15 protein-coding genes are annotated in these 15239 nt (G+C 60.7%); 12 read left to right on the top strand and 3 right to left on the bottom strand.

Features of this window, described 5'->3' with window-relative positions; translation table 11 throughout:
• Positions 1 to 90 precede the first annotated feature (90 nt).
• Positions 91 to 471, bottom strand: a complete 381-nt coding sequence (locus C934_RS0127250) for a hypothetical protein (protein ID WP_018859712.1) — start codon at positions 469 to 471, stop codon at positions 91 to 93.
• A gap of 54 nt (positions 472 to 525) precedes the next feature.
• Complete coding sequence (ybaL, locus tag C934_RS0127245) at positions 526 to 2334, bottom strand: YbaL family putative K(+) efflux transporter (protein WP_018859711.1); 1809 nt, start codon at positions 2332 to 2334, stop codon at positions 526 to 528.
• A 34-nt stretch (positions 2335 to 2368) separates the two neighbouring features.
• On the opposite strand from ybaL, the gene C934_RS0127240 reads away from it, so the two are divergent.
• A complete protein-coding gene (locus C934_RS0127240) occupies positions 2369 to 2674 on the top strand; it encodes a helix-turn-helix transcriptional regulator (protein WP_018859710.1) in 306 nt (101 codons plus the stop codon).
• A 4-nt stretch (positions 2675 to 2678) separates the two neighbouring features.
• Here the strand turns inward: C934_RS0127240 and C934_RS0127235 are convergent, their stop codons facing one another.
• On the bottom strand, positions 2679 to 4100 hold the full coding sequence (locus C934_RS0127235) for an ArnT family glycosyltransferase (RefSeq protein ID WP_018859709.1): 1422 nt from the start codon (positions 4098 to 4100) through the stop codon (positions 2679 to 2681).
• A 646-nt stretch (positions 4101 to 4746) separates the two neighbouring features.
• Here C934_RS0127235 and C934_RS0127225 point away from each other — a divergent pair.
• From C934_RS0127225 to fliF, 11 genes are all read left to right on the top strand, one after another.
• Entirely contained in the window at positions 4747 to 6360 is a 1614-nt protein-coding gene (locus tag C934_RS0127225) for a globin-coupled sensor protein (protein ID WP_026372125.1), read from the top strand.
• A 63-nt stretch (positions 6361 to 6423) separates the two neighbouring features.
• Positions 6424 to 6717: an STAS domain-containing protein gene (locus C934_RS0127220; protein ID WP_018859706.1), complete on the top strand. Its 294-nt coding sequence runs from the start codon at positions 6424 to 6426 to the stop codon at positions 6715 to 6717.
• Positions 6714 to 7079, top strand: coding sequence for a chemotaxis response regulator CheY1 (cheY1, locus tag C934_RS0127215; protein WP_007530053.1), 366 nt, complete (start codon positions 6714 to 6716; stop codon positions 7077 to 7079). The genes C934_RS0127220 and cheY1 overlap by 4 nt, the downstream gene beginning before the upstream one ends.
• 17 nt (positions 7080 to 7096) lie before the next feature.
• Positions 7097 to 9370 carry a chemotaxis protein CheA gene (locus tag C934_RS0127210; protein WP_018859705.1) on the top strand — a complete coding sequence of 758 codons (2274 nt, stop codon included), beginning with the start codon at positions 7097 to 7099 and terminating at the stop codon, positions 9368 to 9370.
• Between the two features lie 3 nt (positions 9371 to 9373).
• On the top strand, positions 9374 to 9841 hold the full coding sequence (locus C934_RS0127205) for a chemotaxis protein CheW (protein WP_018117028.1): 468 nt from the start codon (positions 9374 to 9376) through the stop codon (positions 9839 to 9841).
• Entirely contained in the window at positions 9838 to 10749 is a 912-nt protein-coding gene (gene cheR / locus C934_RS0127200) for a protein-glutamate O-methyltransferase CheR (RefSeq protein ID WP_018859704.1), read from the top strand. The genes C934_RS0127205 and cheR overlap by 4 nt, the downstream gene beginning before the upstream one ends.
• A complete protein-coding gene (cheB, locus tag C934_RS0127195) occupies positions 10746 to 11789 on the top strand; it encodes a protein-glutamate O-methylesterase CheB (RefSeq protein WP_018859703.1) in 1044 nt (347 codons plus the stop codon). Before cheR ends, cheB begins: the two co-directional genes overlap by 4 nt.
• The gene (locus tag C934_RS0127190) at positions 11789 to 12178 is read left to right on the top strand and encodes a response regulator (RefSeq protein ID WP_007530058.1); all 390 of its coding nucleotides are present in this window, start codon (positions 11789 to 11791) and stop codon (positions 12176 to 12178) included. Before cheB ends, C934_RS0127190 begins: the two co-directional genes overlap by 1 nt.
• Entirely contained in the window at positions 12175 to 12729 is a 555-nt protein-coding gene (cheD, locus tag C934_RS0127185) for a chemoreceptor glutamine deamidase CheD (RefSeq protein ID WP_018117031.1), read from the top strand. Before C934_RS0127190 ends, cheD begins: the two co-directional genes overlap by 4 nt.
• Before the next feature lie 17 nt (positions 12730 to 12746).
• Entirely contained in the window at positions 12747 to 13136 is a 390-nt protein-coding gene (cheT, locus tag C934_RS0127180; RefSeq protein WP_018859702.1) for a chemotaxis protein CheT, read from the top strand.
• A 103-nt stretch (positions 13137 to 13239) separates the two neighbouring features.
• Positions 13240 to 14931, top strand: a complete 1692-nt coding sequence (gene fliF, locus C934_RS0127175; RefSeq protein WP_026372124.1) for a flagellar basal-body MS-ring/collar protein FliF — start codon at positions 13240 to 13242, stop codon at positions 14929 to 14931.
• Positions 14932 to 15239: the final 308 nt, after the last annotated feature.

The following is a 15239-nucleotide window of genomic DNA, read 5'->3' as shown; positions in this document are numbered from 1 at the left end:
TGTTGTTTATCCTTGATAACGCTTGAGCCTGCGCTCCTCGCGCTGGCGGCGTGTCTTAAAAGCAATGGAAAGCGCCGGACCGGCGCGCATTCATGCCGAGGCCGCAGGCGGGCCGTGCGAGTCGTAAGCCCTCGCATCGGCGCCGCGAAGCGCGGGATGGAAGGTTGCGAGGGGCTGCTCACCGCCAAGGCGGAGCTCGATATCAGGCGTCGCGCCAATGGCTGCTGCGCCGGGGTCGTAAGGGACATGTTTGGGAGCCGCCTTGCGCTCGGCGGTCAAAATGCCGCGGACGGTATCGCGAGCGCTCAGCTGCAGCGGCTGGCCGTCCTTGGCGGACGAGGAGACCGAGTTCGCACCGCGGCTGGGGACGATGACCAGATTGCCGCCGAACAGAAGGCCAAGATAGGCGAAGACGGCAATGACCAGCGAGATCGCAACACGACTGCCCATGCGGCGTGCGTCGAGCCTCATCTCGTGATCATCTGGATTTTCAACCTCGTACCGGCTCAACGGCGCAAAAGTCTCTCATTCTTTATCGGGAGAAGGCGTGTCCTCGACTGCAATTGTAGCAGTGTCGGCCTCATCTTCATAGCGCACACTGTCATGATGCACTTGGGCGAGCCGGTCAACCATGCCCATGGCGATTTCGCGTTCGCCCATGATAACAGTGTCTGCACCGTACTCCAGCAATTCATCCACTTCGGCGTCGGAATGCGCGCGGGCGACGATCAGGAGCGAAGGGTTGATGGTGCGCCCTTGGTCGGCAACCCTGCACGCCTCGAATGCGTTGGGGATGGCGATGACGAGACTGCGGGCGCCGGCGATGTTTGCGAGGTCGAGCAGCTCGCGCGAGGCGGCATTGCCGCTGATCGCTTCGATCCCCTGATCCCGCAGTTCGCCGATGCGGTTGCTCGAGTCCTCGATGACAAGGAAGGGCGTGCCCGATGATTTGAGGTTTTGACCGACGATGCTGCCGACACGGCCGTAACCGACAATGATTGCATGCCCGCGAAGCGCCGTCGGCTGCCTGTTCTCCTCTTCCTCTGGCTCGGGCTCTTTAGCCGGCTCTGGCACATTCGTCGCTACCGGCTCTTCGCGCTTTGTCCGCTCCAGCACGCGGCGCAACCGATCGCAGGCGTAGAACAGCAGAGGGTTGAGGATGATCGAGATCAGCGCGCCGGCAAGGATGAGGTCGCGCCCCTCCTCGGGCAGCAGACCGAGCGAGACGCCGAGTGCGGCCAGGATGAAGGAGAATTCGCCGATCTGCCCAAGGCTCGCCGAAATCGTCAGCGCCGTGCCGACAGGTTTGCGGAACAGTCGTACGATCAGGAAGGCGGCGATCGACTTGCCGACCACGATAATGAGAACGGTGGCCAACACTGGCAGCGGTTTATCGATCAGGATGTTCGGATCGAACAGCATGCCGACCGAGACGAAGAAGAGGACCGTGAAGGCATCGCGGAGCGGCAAGCTTTCCTGGGCGGCGCGCTGGCTGAGTTCGCTCTCGGCCAGAACCATGCCGGCAAAGAAGGCGCCGAGCGCCAGCGACACGCCAAACAGCTTCGAGGCACCGAAGGCAACGCCGAGCGCGATCGCAAGCACGCCGAGGCGGAACAGTTCGCGGGATCCAGTGTGCGCGATGCGGTGCATCGTCCAGGGAATGAGGCGGCCCCCGAAAACCAGCATCACCCCGACGAATATCACGACCTTGACCAGGGTCATGACGATGATGCCGCCCATGCCAAGGTCGAGGCCGAGGAGCCGGCTGATCGCGGCTGAAAGCGGCTCTGCCGTCGCATGCTCTCCACCGCCGATGCTGGCGGCTGCCGGGATCAGAACGAGCGCCAGGACCATTGCGAGGTCCTCGACGATCAACCAACCGACCGCGATCCTGCCGCGATCGCTATCGATCAGCCGTCGCTCCTGCAGTGCCTTCAAGAGGACGACTGTCGAAGCGACGGAAAGAGCGAGTCCGAAGACAAGGCTCCCTCCCGTCGGCCATCCCATGAGCGCCCCCAGTCCCCAGCCGAGTAGCGTGGCAAATCCAATCTGCACGATGGCGCCGGGTACCGCAATGCCGCGAACGGAGAGGAGGTCTTTCAGGGAGAAGTGCAGTCCGACGCCGAACATCAGCAGGATGACGCCGATCTCGGCCAGTTCAGGCGCAAGGCTTTGGTCGGCAACAAAGCCCGGCGTATGCGGGCCGGCGAGAACGCCTGCGACGAGATAGCCGACCAGAGGCGGCATTCGGAGCCTGTGGGCGAGCGTGCCGAGAATGAACGCAAGCACGAGGCCTCCGACGATTGTCGAAATCAAAGGCGTATCGTGCGGCATCATTCTCTCCCGAACTGGAAATCCCGTTTAAAACATGACATATATGGCCTATATCAACCAATATGGGTGGTTTGACATTATGGGTCAAGGCGCAAAGGAAACAATTCTGACCCCGGCATTGTGCCGGGCCGCTCGCGGATTGCTTGGCTGGACGCAGCTCGACCTCGCGGAACAGGCCGCCGTGTCGCGCAGCACCATCCGTGACTACGAAGGAAAGCATCACGATATCCATCGTGCAACCGAGGCGCAGTTGCGTCTCGCCTTCGAGCGAGGGGGCGTCGTGTTTGTGGAGGTGGAGGGGACGGGAACATGCCTTGGCCTCCCGTCTACCCCGAAGTGAGGTCCTATTTGCCGGTCAGGCAGGCCGGCGAAATCCTGTAGGAAAAGATAGTCTTGCCGCGGTAGTAGCCTTCCGTCGGCTGCCAGCTGCGGACCAGCTCAGGCGTTTGGGCGCACTCGACCGGGTGTGTCGTCACAAAAAGCACGTCGTCTGCAACGTCGCTCGGCAGCGCAAAGGTCTGCTCGTAATAGTTGTCAGGCGCGTCGACGGGCGGCTGCGCGTAGATACGGACAGGATCGTTCCTCAGCGTGTGGAACATGTCCGCCAGGAGATCGCGGCTGTCGCTGACAATGATCGAGGTGCCGGACTGCCGCGCCAGCTCGCCAGCCTCGCGGCTGATCGCGCTACGGCCGAGATAGCGCTTCATGATCTCGCTGCCGTTCGGCAGCACCAGCTGGTGCGCAAAGATCGCGGCAAGAGGAAACAGAAAACTCGCCGTGCCATTTATGGCAAGCGACAGGCGCAGGCCCTTGGGCCAGAGGCGGTCAAGCAACCACACGGCAAGGATCGTTCCCGCGATATAGGCCGTCACGCCCCAGTTGGCATAAGCCTTGGCAACCAGCGCCTGGAAGGTGATCAGCACAACGACAGGGATAGACAGCCAGATCAGCAGCTTTTCCCTAGGCTCGCTCTTGCCCTTGAGTGCGCGGACAACGGCCCAGAGCATCGCGGAGAATACGATCGGCCCGACGACGCCGAATTGCGCCGCGAAGAATTCCAGGCCGCCGGCCACATTGACGCCGAGCTTGCTCCAATGCGCGATGTTGGTGGTGTGACGGACCGTTGTTCCGTCATGGGCAAGATTCCACCAGAGATTTGGCGCAGCAACGACAAGCGCAACGATGACGGCTGTGAAAAAATCGCGCCAGGCGATGCGTGCGCTCGGAAGCAGAATGAGCGCGATCAACCCGCCGGGAACGACAAAGAGGATCGCGTATTTCGAGAGGAAGGCGCAGCCGACGGCAAATCCCATGAGGATGGAGAGGCCGACGGAACGCTTCTCGGTCAGGCCGAAATAGGCCCATAGTGCCATCGTCAGGAAAAAGAGAAGCACGACATCGGTCGAGAAGAACACAGATGACAGGGCAACGCCGGGCAGGGTGATGAAGGTCGCGCCGGTCCACCCTTCAATCCTCGGTCCGACAAAGCGGTTGGCCGTCTTCATCAGCATGATCGCGGTCGCCATGTAGATCAGCGGTCCGCTCACCCTGATCCAGTAGATCGACGTCGATCCTGCAAGCTCCGTCATGGCTCGAATGACCCAGGCGATCATCGGCGGCTTCGAGTAGTAACCGAAATCGAGATTCTGCGACCAGAACCAGTATTGCGCCTCGTCGACGAACAGATCGGTCGTGTCGAAATGGAGGGTGATGACTCGCCAGAGCGTCACGCCAAGAACGATGAGGAGACCAAGTCTGGCAGACATGAATGCAATTCCCGCTGAACTCAAATACCGCAGTAAAGCCAAAGATTAACGCACCGGCATGCCGGTGCGTTTGACCACTCGTTACAATCTGGTTGTGGAATTTTAAAGGACGCGCAGGGCAACCTGACTGCGGGTCGCTTCGATACGGTCAAGCAGCGCAACGGCTGCGAGAACAGCGATCGAAAGAACGCACGACCCCAATCCGAAAACAATCATTGCCCAATCCTTCTGACGTCATGTCACGGTTATTTCTGGGCATATACCACAAAGCTTGCCTAGGACTGTAGCAGCGCCGCAACGCAAGCCCAGTAATTCATAGATGGTTATTGGGGCCTGCTGGAAAGTCGACATTCATAAAATACGCATTAACCTTCAGGCAAGGAATTAACCATAAACATTGCATGACACGTCGGAATGGGAAAACTAACTCGTTCCCACCAGGCATGACGCCGCACCGCCGTACCGGTCGATCCGGAATCCATCTCATCAAGCAGCTCCGAAGCAGAATCGACTGATCGGGAGGCTTCACGCCGCCGGCTGCAGCCGAGGCAAGCCACCAATCAGCAGCGTGCACGCTGCGCGGAGCAATAGTTTAATGACGGGCAAGCGCCCGGCATGTGGTTGGGGACAGGTGTTGGGGCAGGAAATGCCATCAGATCAGGCTCGAGGAGCGCAGGCAGGCAGCTTGCGTGAGAGGCTGCGCTTTGCCGGTCTCGACGCCGAACACTGTGATTTGGTCCGGCGCCACCGTCTCGACCTTCAGCAGCATCTGACCGCCGGTCTGCGTGACCTTTTTCAGCGTTTTCAATCGTTTCCAGACGCGGCGCGGAATTTCGAGAGCGAACGTCAGGTCGAGCGCCTCCACGACCTGCAGGCCTCCCACTGGGATGTTCTGACCGATGCGCGTTTTGACAGCCTTTATGCCGAGCGTGTGAAGGTTCTGTCTGATTCCGAAAGCAAGATGGGTCTCGACCCGCGCTGGCATGTCGCGGGTCATGGCGTTGTTCTCGAGCATATCATCGGCGGCCTCGCAACCGAGTTGGCCGGTCGCTCCTTCCTGCCGAGCAGCCGTCGTCGGGCCAAGGAAATCTCCGACCTCATGTCGGCGATCATTCGCCTCGTGATGGTGGATGTCGAGATTGCCATATCCTTGCGTTTCAATGCCTTGCGGGCCACCCAGCAGCGTGCGCTTGCCGATCAGCGCGCCAGTGACAAGGCGGACGTCGCACGCGTATTCGCCGATGTTATCAATGGCCTTGCCACGCGCGACCTCACGGTTCGTGCGACCATCGAGGAAGACGGCGCCCATCGGGATATCGCGCAGGCGCTCAACGGTGCGCTCGATGCCGTCCAGGCCGAATTTCAGGCGATCGCCGAAAAGACGGCGGTTGCCGGAACCTCCGTCCAGACGCTTGGCGATGCGTCGAAGCAATTCGCCGGAAACGCGTCCGTTCATGCCCAGCAGTTGCTCTCCTCTGCAGCTGCGCTTGCCGATCTGTCGGAAAGCGTTCGCCACGGCGCCGCGGGTAGCCGGGCTGCCGAGCAGGCGGCGGCCACGACCCGCGCCGCGGCCGAAGAAAGCGGCCAGGTTGTCGGGCGCGCGATTGCTGCGATGGCGGATATCGAACAGTCTGCCGAGCGGATCGGACAAATCATCGGCGCAATCGACGAGATTGCTTTCCAAACCAATCTGCTGGCGCTGAATGCTGGCATCGAAGCCGCGCGCGCCGGCGATTCCGGACGTGGTTTTGCCGTGGTCGCGCAGGAAGTACGTGCGCTAGCGCAACGCTCGGCGGACGCGGCGCGCGAGATAAAGACGCTAGTGAGCACCACCAAGTCGCAGGTGGATGCCGGCGTCCAGATGGTTGGACGTACGCAGGATTCGATTGGCAGCATCGTTCGCCAGGTCAGTGAGATCAACACGGCGATCGCGATGGTCGCTAATCAGGCCAGCGAACACGCTGCGAACCTTGATGTCGTGACAGCTGACGTGAAGGGCCTCGGCGCCCAGATGACCGATAACGCGGCTTCCGCATCGCGTTCAGCCGAAGGCGCCGACTACCTGCACAGTGTCATCGTCGAACTCGGCCAAACGATCCGCGAGTTTCGTATTGCCCGGCAGAACGCCGAGCCCGCGCGCCCCCCGCCGGTGTTCTCCCCGGCGATCGGCATCAGGCGGACCGCCGATGTCGTGGCTGACGACGAGGACTTCGGATTTGTGCAGCCGGTCGCCTCGGCCGGAGGGCGGATTGTTTACTAACGGACCGGTATATGAGCGCCGCTCACATACGTTGAGCAGTAACCAGGAGACAAGGAAGAGCTGATGGCGGCAAGGAAAACTGGGAAAACGCTGAACCTGTCAGCGGTGCTTGATCTGAACGAAGCAACCATGCTTCGCGACAAGCTCGTCTCGTTGCGCGGCAATGATCTGGCCATCGACGCGTCCGCGGTCGAACGCGTCGGAGCCCTGAGCGCGCAGGTCCTGATGGCAGCCGCCAAGACCTGGGACCAGGACAAGCTCGCCTTCACGTTCAGCAAGGTTTCGGACGCATTTCAGAAAACCATGCAGCTGATTGGTGTCGATATCCATCTGCTCGCCAAGGAGATCCGGCAATGAAGAAAAAAGTGCTTACCGTGGATGATTCACGGACCATAAGGAACATGCTTCTCGTGACCCTCAACAATGCGGGCTTCGAGACGATCCAGGCTGAAGACGGCGTCGAGGGCCTCGAGGTTCTGGAAGAATCCAATCCTGATGTCATCGTCACCGACATCAACATGCCGCGCCTTGACGGTTTCGGCTTTATCGAGGGCGTTCGCCGCAACGACAAGTACCGTGCGATCCCGATCCTGGTCCTGACGACCGAAAGCGATGCGGAAAAGAAGAACCGCGCGCGCCAGGCCGGCGCCACCGGCTGGATCGTCAAGCCTTTCGACCCTGCCAAGCTGATCGATGCCATTGAGCGTGTAACCGCTTAAACCCAGGATTTTCTCCTATGGATATGAACGAAATCAAAGAGATCTTCTTCCAGGAGTGCGAGGAGCAGCTCGCCGAACTGGAATCCGGTCTTCTGAAAATGAATGATGGCGATCGCGATCCGGAAACCGTCAATGCGGTGTTCCGTGCCGTCCATTCGATCAAGGGTGGCGCTGGCGCCTTCGGTCTGGATGATCTCGTCGCTTTCGCGCATGTCTTCGAGACCACACTTGATTGCGTTCGTTCCAACAAGCTTGAGCCGACACAGGATGTCCTGAAGGTCATGTTGAAGTCGGCTGACGTGCTGGCCGACCTGACCAATGCCGCCCGCGACGGCGGCAGCGTTGATGAAAGCCGCAGCCGCGGTCTGGTGAAGGAACTGGAAGCGCTCGCCAACGGCGAGCTGCCTACCCCGTCCGCTGGCGTGGAAGCTCCGGTGGCTAAGCCAACGCCTGTCGCCGCCACTCCGGCCCCCAAGCCGACCGATGACAGCGGCTTCCAGCCGATCCCCTTCTCCTTCGACGATTTCAGCGGCGAGGAAGAGGTCGGCTCCGATCTGCCGACTTACGAAATCACCTTCAAGCCGCGTTCGGACCTCTATTCCAAAGGCAACGACGCGACCTTGCTGCTGCGCGATCTCTCCCGCCTCGGCGAGATGAGCGTCTACTGCAACATGGATGCGCTGCCGGGTCTCGACGAGCTCGATGCGGAAGCTGCCTACTTCTATTGGAACATCACGCTCAAGACAGACAAGGGCGAAGATGCGATCCGCACGGTCTTCGAATTTGCCGAGTGGGATTGCGACCTGCAGATCACCGCAGGCGAGGAAAAGGTGACTGCCCCCGAAGCCGAAGAACTGCCGATGATCCCAGTGCCCTTCGACCTGTCGATCCTCGATGATGGCGCGACCGAGGCACCGGCCGAGCAGCCGAAGGCCGACGTGGCCGCTGCGGTTACTGCCGCCGAGACTGCTTCCAACGTCACGCAGATGGCCGCCGCCGCTGCTCGTGTCGAGAAGAAGGAATCGGCTGCCGCCGCTGCCGCAAGTGCAGCTGTCGCCGCCCAGAACAACGCCGCTGCCGGCGCTGGTCAGACCATCCGCGTCGATCTCGACCGCGTCGATCGCCTGATCAACCTCGTCGGCGAGCTCGTCATCAACCAGGCGATGCTTTCGCAGAGCGTCATCGAAAACGACACGACCGGAACGTCATCCATCAACATGGGCCTCGAGGAGCTGCAGCAGCTCACCCGCGAGATCCAGGATTCGGTCATGGCGATCCGCGCCCAGCCGGTAAAGCCGGTCTTCCAGCGCATGTCGCGCATCGTTCGCGAAATCGCCGACATGACGGGCAAGACGATTCGCCTGATCACCGAAGGTGAAAACACCGAAGTCGACAAGACGGTCATCGACAAGCTGGCCGAGCCGCTGACGCACATGATCCGCAACGCCGTTGACCACGGTATCGAAACGCCCGAAAAGCGCGCCGCCGCCGGCAAGAACGTCGAAGGCACGGTTCGCCTGACGGCGAAGCACCGCTCCGGCCGCATCCTGATCGAGCTCGCCGATGACGGCGCCGGCATCAACCGCGAGAAGGTCAAGCAGAAGGCCATCGCCAACGAGCTGATCCCGGCTGACGCCAACCTGACCGACGAAGAAATCGACAACCTGATCTTCTTGCCGGGCTTCTCCACCGCCGACAAGATTTCCGACATTTCCGGTCGCGGCGTCGGCATGGACGTCGTCAAGCGCTCGATTCAGGCGCTCGGCGGCCGCATCAACATCACCTCGAAGCCAGGGCAGGGCTCCGTCTTCACGATGAGCCTGCCGCTGACCCTTGCCGTTCTCGACGGCATGGTCGTCACGGTTGCCGGCCAGACGCTGGTTGTCCCGTTGACGGCGATCGTTGAGACGCTGCAACCGGAAGCCGCCGCGATTCATTCCTTTGGTGCAAACCATCGCCTGATCTCGATCCGTAACAGCTTCTGCCCGCTGGTCGATGTCGGTCGCATCCTGAACTTCCGTGCCACGCAGGCTAATCCTGTCGAAGGAGTCGCTCTTCTCGTCGAATCGGAAGGCGGCGGTCAGCGCGCGCTCATGGTCGATGCGATCCAGGGGCAGCGCCAGGTCGTCATCAAGAGCCTTGAGGCGAACTACACGCACGTTCCGGGTATCGCTGCGGCGACCATCCTCGGCGACGGTCGCGTGGCTCTCATCCTGGATGTCGACGCGGTCGTGGGAGCTTCCCGCGGTCAAGCGTTGAGGCAGGAAGTGTCGCTGGCAGCTGTGGGGTAAGCTATGTCGTATGCCGTAAAAAGTCTGAAGGATGGGGACCGCGAGTTGATCGCGTTCCGCATCGGGGATCAGGAATTTTGCGTGAATGTCATGTCGGTGCGCGAGATCCGCGGATGGACGCCGGCAACGGCGATGCCGCACTCGCCCGGCTATATGAAGGGCGTCATCAATTTGCGCGGTGCGGTGCTGCCGATTATCGATCTGTCGGCTCGCCTCGGCATGCCGGCGACTGTGCCGACGGCGCGACACGTCATCATCGTAGCGCAGGTGCACCGCAAGGTCGTCGGTCTGTTGGTCGATGCCGTGTCCGACATTCTGACCGTCACTGAAGACAATGTGCAGCCGACACCGGAAATCGCATCTGAGCTGCAACGTCAGTTCGCGCGCGGCATCCTGGCGATCGACAAACGCATGATCTGCCTGCTCGAGCTCGAAGCCATTTTCCCCGAAACGGAAAGCGAAGCCGCATGAATGTTCTGAGTGCAAAAGACATGCGGCAGGGAAACCCTGACGAGGTGTTGGCAAGCGGAGAGTACCCGCTGACGCGCCGCGATCTCACGGAAATCGCTGCGATGATCTACTCGGATGCAGGCATCTTCCTGAACGAGACCAAGGCCTCGCTGGTCTACTCGCGGCTGTCGAAGCATATCCGCAATCTGGGCCTTTCCGGATTTCGGGAGTATTGCGCGCTCGTTTCTTCACCGGCGGGTGCGGCGCCGCGCCGCGAGATGCTGTCGCATCTGACGACGAACTTCACGCGCTTCTTCCGCGAGAACCACCACTTCGAGCACCTTCGGGACCATGTGCTGCCAGAACTGCTGCATCGCGCGAAGATGGGCGGTCGGGTTCGTATCTGGTCGGCTGCCTCGTCGGATGGCCAGGAACCCTATTCCATCGCGCTCACCGTCCTGTCGATGATGCCCAACGTCGCCGACTACGATTTCAAGATCCTGGCGACCGATATCGATCCGAAGATTCTGGCGATCGCCCGTGCCGGTGCCTATGACGAGAGCGCGCTCGAAACCGTGTCGCCCGCCATGCGCAAGCAGTGGTTCAGCGAGGTCGAGGTCCAGGGGCGGCGCAAGTTCCAGGTCGACGACCGCGTCAAGCGTCTGATCACCTACAACGAGCTGAACCTGATGGCGCAGTGGCCGTTCAAGGGCAAGTTCGACGTCATCTTCTGTCGGAATGTGGTGATCTACTTCGACGAGCCGACGCAGATGAAGATCTGGTCACGCTTTGCCGAATTGCTGCCTGAGGGCGGCCATCTCTATATCGGCCATTCCGAACGCGTCTCCGGCGACGCCAAGCATGTCTTCGACAATATCGGCATCACCACCTATCGCTACACGACCAAGGGCGTTGGGAGGAAGGCATGAGCGCACCGGCCAAGGTTCTCGTCGTCGACGACTCCGCCACGATGCGCGGCCTGATTACCGCTGTTCTCAGCGCCGATCCCGAGGTCAGCGTCATCGGTCAAGCAGGCGATGCGCTTGAGGCCCGCGAGGCGATCAAGAAGCTCAATCCTGATGTCGTAACGCTCGATATCGAGATGCCGAACATGAACGGTCTCGACTTCCTCGAGAAGATCATGCGGCTCCGCCCGATGCCTGTCATCATGGTCTCGACGTTGACCCATCGCGGCGCCGATGCCTCTCTGGCGGCGCTTGAGATCGGCGCGTTCGACTGCGTCGGCAAGCCGCTCCCGGGCGATGCGCGTCCCTTTGGAGATCTTGCCGAGAAGGTGAAGGCTGCCGCCCGCTCGCAGCGACGCCAGTACCCTCAGCCGGCTCCGGTTGCTCCGCCACCTGCTGTCGCTGACTTCCGCGTCGGCCGCAAGATCGTCGCGATCGGTTCGTCGACCGGCGGCGTCGAGGCGTTGATTGCCGTGCTGCAGAAGTTCCCGGCAAACTGCCCGCCGACAGTTATCACGCAGCACATGCCGCCGACCTTCACCAAGAGCTTCGCGGAACGCCTCAACCGGCTTTGCGCGCCCGTCGTGCAGGAAGCGACCGACGGTGCGCGCCTGGAGATCGGGAAAATCTATCTTGCACCAGGCGGCGAGCGCCACCTGCAGGTTGCCAACGTCCATGCGCCATGCTGCCGCCTCATCGAACGCGATCCGGTGAACGGTCACCGGCCATCCGTCGACGTGCTGTTTGACTCGGTTGCCGAACTGGCAGGCCGCAACGCGGTCGGTGTGATCTTGACCGGCATGGGACGCGACGGTGCCGCCGGCCTCTTGAAGATGCGCCACGCCGGCGCGCGTACGCTCGGCCAGAACGAAAAGACCTCAGTGGTCTACGGCATGCCGAGGGTTGCCTACGAGCTCGGCGCCGTCGAGCAGCAACTGCCCCTCAATGCCATCGGCGAAGAAATTTTGAAAATGACAGCCGCCCGAAAGGAAGGAACTGACTAATGTCTATCGCAGAGAAAATCAAAGTTCTGATCGTCGACGATCAGGTCACGAGCCGTCTGCTGCTCAGCGACGCTCTGACCCAGCTCGGCTTCAAGCAGATTACGGCCGCCGGCGATGGTGAGCAGGGCTTGAAGATCATGACCCAGCAGCCGCATCATCTTGTCATCTCCGATTTCAACATGCCGAAGATGGATGGCCTCGGCTTCCTGCAGGCTGTTCGCGCCAACCCGGCGACGAAGAAAGCCGCCTTCATCATCCTGACGGCGCAGGGTGACCGCGCACTCGTGACGAAAGCGGCCCAGCTTGGTGCCAACAACGTTCTCGCCAAGCCCTTCACGATCGAGAAGATGAAGGCGGCTATCGAGGCCGTATTTGGAGCATTGAAATGAACCTCGATGTTGCGGCCCGCCGCGTTCATATCATCCAGGGCGAATGGAAGGTCCTGAATGATCCGAGCGCGGTACTGACGACCATCCTTGGCTCGTGTGTGGCTGCATGCCTGCGAGATCCCGTGGCAGGCGTTGGAGGAATGAATCACTTCCTTCTGCCAGGGACAGGAAATATGCCGATGACGGGCGCAGACGCCACGCGATATGGCGTCCACCTGATGGAATTGCTGATCAACGGTCTACTGAAGCAAGGGGCGCGTCGCGACCGCCTGGAGGCCAAGATCTTCGGCGGGGCGAAGACGATCTCGACATTCTCGAATGTCGGCGAACAGAACGCCGCCTTTGCGGTGCAGTTCCTGAAGGATGAAGGCATACCGGTCGTCGGCTCCAGCACCGGCGGGGAGCACGGGCGCAAGCTCGAGTACTGGCCGGTCTCGGGACGCGCTCGGCAGTATCCGCTCACCGGTGCGGAAACGCAGAGAACCGTTGCGCTTGAGCAGCGTCCGGTCGCTCCGCAGAAACCCGTCGAAAACAGCATCGAATTCTTCTGAGGGCAAGGACCTTACTAATGACTGTGAATGCCATGACAGAGCAGCCGTCGCCCGCCGAAGCCCTGCCTGATGTCCTGATGCGTATCGTCGCGGAGTTGCACGACGTCGCTTACCTGATCGAGCGCATCGAACCACAGCTCCTCGACGTCGGGGGCGGCGAACTGCTGAACTCGCCGGAAAGCATGAAGGTGATGCAGGGAATTGATCTTGCCGTGCAGAAGACGCGCGGTCTTGCCAAGTTCATAGATACCATCACGGGCGAGATTCCGCAGGACTGGTCTGTCGATGTCGCAACGGCCCTGAGCCTGGTGAAGCTCAGTGAAATGCAGCGCGCTCTGAGCGGGGCGGCGCGCTATAGCAGTGTTCAGCCGCTGGCGAAGGCAGCCGGAGACTTCGACTTCTTCTGATCCAGCCTGCTCGCACCCTCCGAAACGTTCGCACAAGTTTCGGCACCTATTGTCCACATGAGGCAACAAGCCTGCTTTGTCTGGATGGTCGTGCGAGAACAGAATGAATCTGTTAAATCAATTAGTTCAAATTTTTAAGAACTTCAGTTCGCTAGGACGGAATCGCTTGCTGGCGTTGGCGGGCGTGGGTGTCGTTTCCGTGGTACTCATCCTGGCGGCGGCCTTTTTGGTCAATAAGCCGGCCCAGGAAACGCTTTATGTCGGGCTTGATACGCCCGATCTGAACCAGATCAGCATTGCGCTCGCCGAGGCAAATATCGGTTTCCAGGTCGGAACGGATGGCTCCAGCATCACAGTTCCCGCCGGTATGACCGGCAAGGCGCGTCTCCTGCTCGCCGAGCGCGGCCTCCCGAACAGCGCCAACGCCGGCTATGAACTCTTTGACAACGTGGGCTCTCTCGGCCTGACGTCGTTCATGCAGGAAGTCACTCGGGTTCGCGCGCTCGAAGGTGAAATTGGCCGCACGATCCAGTCGATCTCCGGCATTACGGCAGCACGCGTCCATATTGTCATGCCCGAGGTCGGCAACTTCCGCAAAGCCGAACAGAAGCCGACCGCTTCCGTCATGATTCGCGCAAGTGTCGCGGCCGGCCGCACCGCGGCGACTTCGATCCGCCACCTTGTTGCGTCTGCCGTTCCCGGCCTCGATGTCGCCGATGTTACCATCCTCGACTCCGCAGGCCAGTTGCTCGCTTCGGGCGACGAGGCCAGCAACAGCTCGCTGAACCGTTCTCTGAACATCGTCCAGAACGTCCAGGGCGAAGTTGAAACCAACATCGACAAGGCACTCGCGCCCTTCCTCGGCATGGATAACTTCCGCTCCAGCGTCACCGCGGAATTGAATACCGATAGCCAGCAGATCCAGGAAACTGTCTACGATCCGGAATCGAAGGTCGAGCGCTCGATCCGCACGACCAAGGAAGCCTCTCAGTCGCTGCAGAAGCAGTCCGACAACGCGACGACGGTCGAGCAGAACATCCCGCAGGCGGCACCGGACTCGGGCGGACCCAACGGTCCCGAATCGCAAGACAAGTCCGACAAGAAAGAAGAGCAGACCAACTACGAGATCAACAGCAAGACCACTGCCACGACGCGCAACAGCTACAAGATCGAAAAGCTCTCCGTTGCAGTCGTCGTTAACAAGGGGCGCATTGCTCAGATGGTCGGCGAGCCGGCGGACCAGGCAAAGATCGATGCCTATCTCGCGGAGATGCAGAAGATCGTGGCATCCGCCGCTGGCATCAACAACAATCGCGGCGACATGGTGACCGTTACGGCCATGGACTTCCTGGAGAACCAGCTTCTCGAGGAAACCGGCGGCGGCGTCCGTGTCATGGAAATGCTGAGCCGCAATCTCGCAGGCATCATCAACTCGCTCGCTTTCGTCGCAGTTGCCTTCCTTGTGGTCTGGATGGGCGTCCGCCCGATGATCCGCAGCGTGACCGGCAACGGCGCCGCGGTCATCGGCGACACGTCGCCGGAAAGCGCCGGCCTCGAACTTCCCGATTTCGCTCCGGCGGGTGGCGTGGGTACCGGTGCTGCGCTCATGGATGGCTTCGGTTCGGACTTCGGCTTCGACAGCACTGAGGACCTGCTCAGCCTCGGCGACGACGACGGCAACTTCAATCGTCGCGTCAAGGAAGGCCCGGAACGCAAACTGGCGCGCATGGTCGAGATCAACGAGGAGCGCGCCGCGAAAATCCTCAGAAAATGGGCGGTCGACAACGCCGCGTAATGAAAGGCCGGGCAACCGGCCTTTTTCTTTTGCCCGTCTACTGCACCGCGATCGGCAGTTTTGCCATCGCTCGGGCGCGCACGCGAAGATTTCTGAGGATAGGCTTGACACAGGGCTGAAATAGCTGCGCGTTTTACGCGAATCGTATTGTCAGGATTCCCCGAATCACTTTAATTTTAGAATTCATTAACAAGCGGAATTTCCGTGCGAATCAACGCACAAAGTGCGGGCGATGTAAATCCCGAGAACTCGGAGATGGCGAAGTTTACCACCTAGTGTAGTGTTGGATGGTTCGCGGAGGGGGCGCA

It is taken from the genome of Rhizobium sp. 42MFCr.1 (assembly GCF_000377185.1).
In the GTDB taxonomy this organism is placed as follows: Bacteria; Pseudomonadota; Alphaproteobacteria; order Rhizobiales; family Rhizobiaceae; genus Rhizobium; species Rhizobium altiplani.
Note: the sequence above shows the minus strand (reverse complement) of the source record. Positions and strands in the feature narration are given on the sequence as shown.

Bases quoted from the DNA above. Each gene is read 5' to 3' on its own strand.
- C934_RS0127220 (WP_018859706.1), top strand. From the start codon at position 6,424: ATGGCGGCAAGGAAAACTGGGAAAACGCTGAACCTGTCAGCGGTGCTT.
- C934_RS0127225 (WP_026372125.1), top strand. From the start codon at position 4,747: ATGCCATCAGATCAGGCTCGAGGAGCGCAGGCAGGCAGCTTGCGTGAG.
- C934_RS0127250 (WP_018859712.1), bottom strand. From the start codon at position 471: ATGAGGCTCGACGCACGCCGCATGGGCAGTCGTGTTGCGATCTCGCTG.
- C934_RS0127210 (WP_018859705.1), top strand. From the start codon at position 7,097: ATGGATATGAACGAAATCAAAGAGATCTTCTTCCAGGAGTGCGAGGAG.
- cheR (WP_018859704.1), top strand. From the start codon at position 9,838: ATGAATGTTCTGAGTGCAAAAGACATGCGGCAGGGAAACCCTGACGAG.
- cheD (WP_018117031.1), top strand. From the start codon at position 12,175: ATGAACCTCGATGTTGCGGCCCGCCGCGTTCATATCATCCAGGGCGAA.
- cheY1 (WP_007530053.1), top strand. From the start codon at position 6,714: ATGAAGAAAAAAGTGCTTACCGTGGATGATTCACGGACCATAAGGAAC.
- C934_RS0127240 (WP_018859710.1), top strand. From the start codon at position 2,369: ATGACATATATGGCCTATATCAACCAATATGGGTGGTTTGACATTATG.
- C934_RS0127190 (WP_007530058.1), top strand. From the start codon at position 11,789: ATGTCTATCGCAGAGAAAATCAAAGTTCTGATCGTCGACGATCAGGTC.
- cheB (WP_018859703.1), top strand. From the start codon at position 10,746: ATGAGCGCACCGGCCAAGGTTCTCGTCGTCGACGACTCCGCCACGATG.
- C934_RS0127235 (WP_018859709.1), bottom strand. From the start codon at position 4,100: ATGTCTGCCAGACTTGGTCTCCTCATCGTTCTTGGCGTGACGCTCTGG.
- fliF (WP_026372124.1), top strand. From the start codon at position 13,240: ATGAATCTGTTAAATCAATTAGTTCAAATTTTTAAGAACTTCAGTTCG.
- ybaL (WP_018859711.1), bottom strand. From the start codon at position 2,334: ATGCCGCACGATACGCCTTTGATTTCGACAATCGTCGGAGGCCTCGTG.
- C934_RS0127205 (WP_018117028.1), top strand. From the start codon at position 9,374: ATGTCGTATGCCGTAAAAAGTCTGAAGGATGGGGACCGCGAGTTGATC.
- cheT (WP_018859702.1), top strand. From the start codon at position 12,747: ATGACTGTGAATGCCATGACAGAGCAGCCGTCGCCCGCCGAAGCCCTG.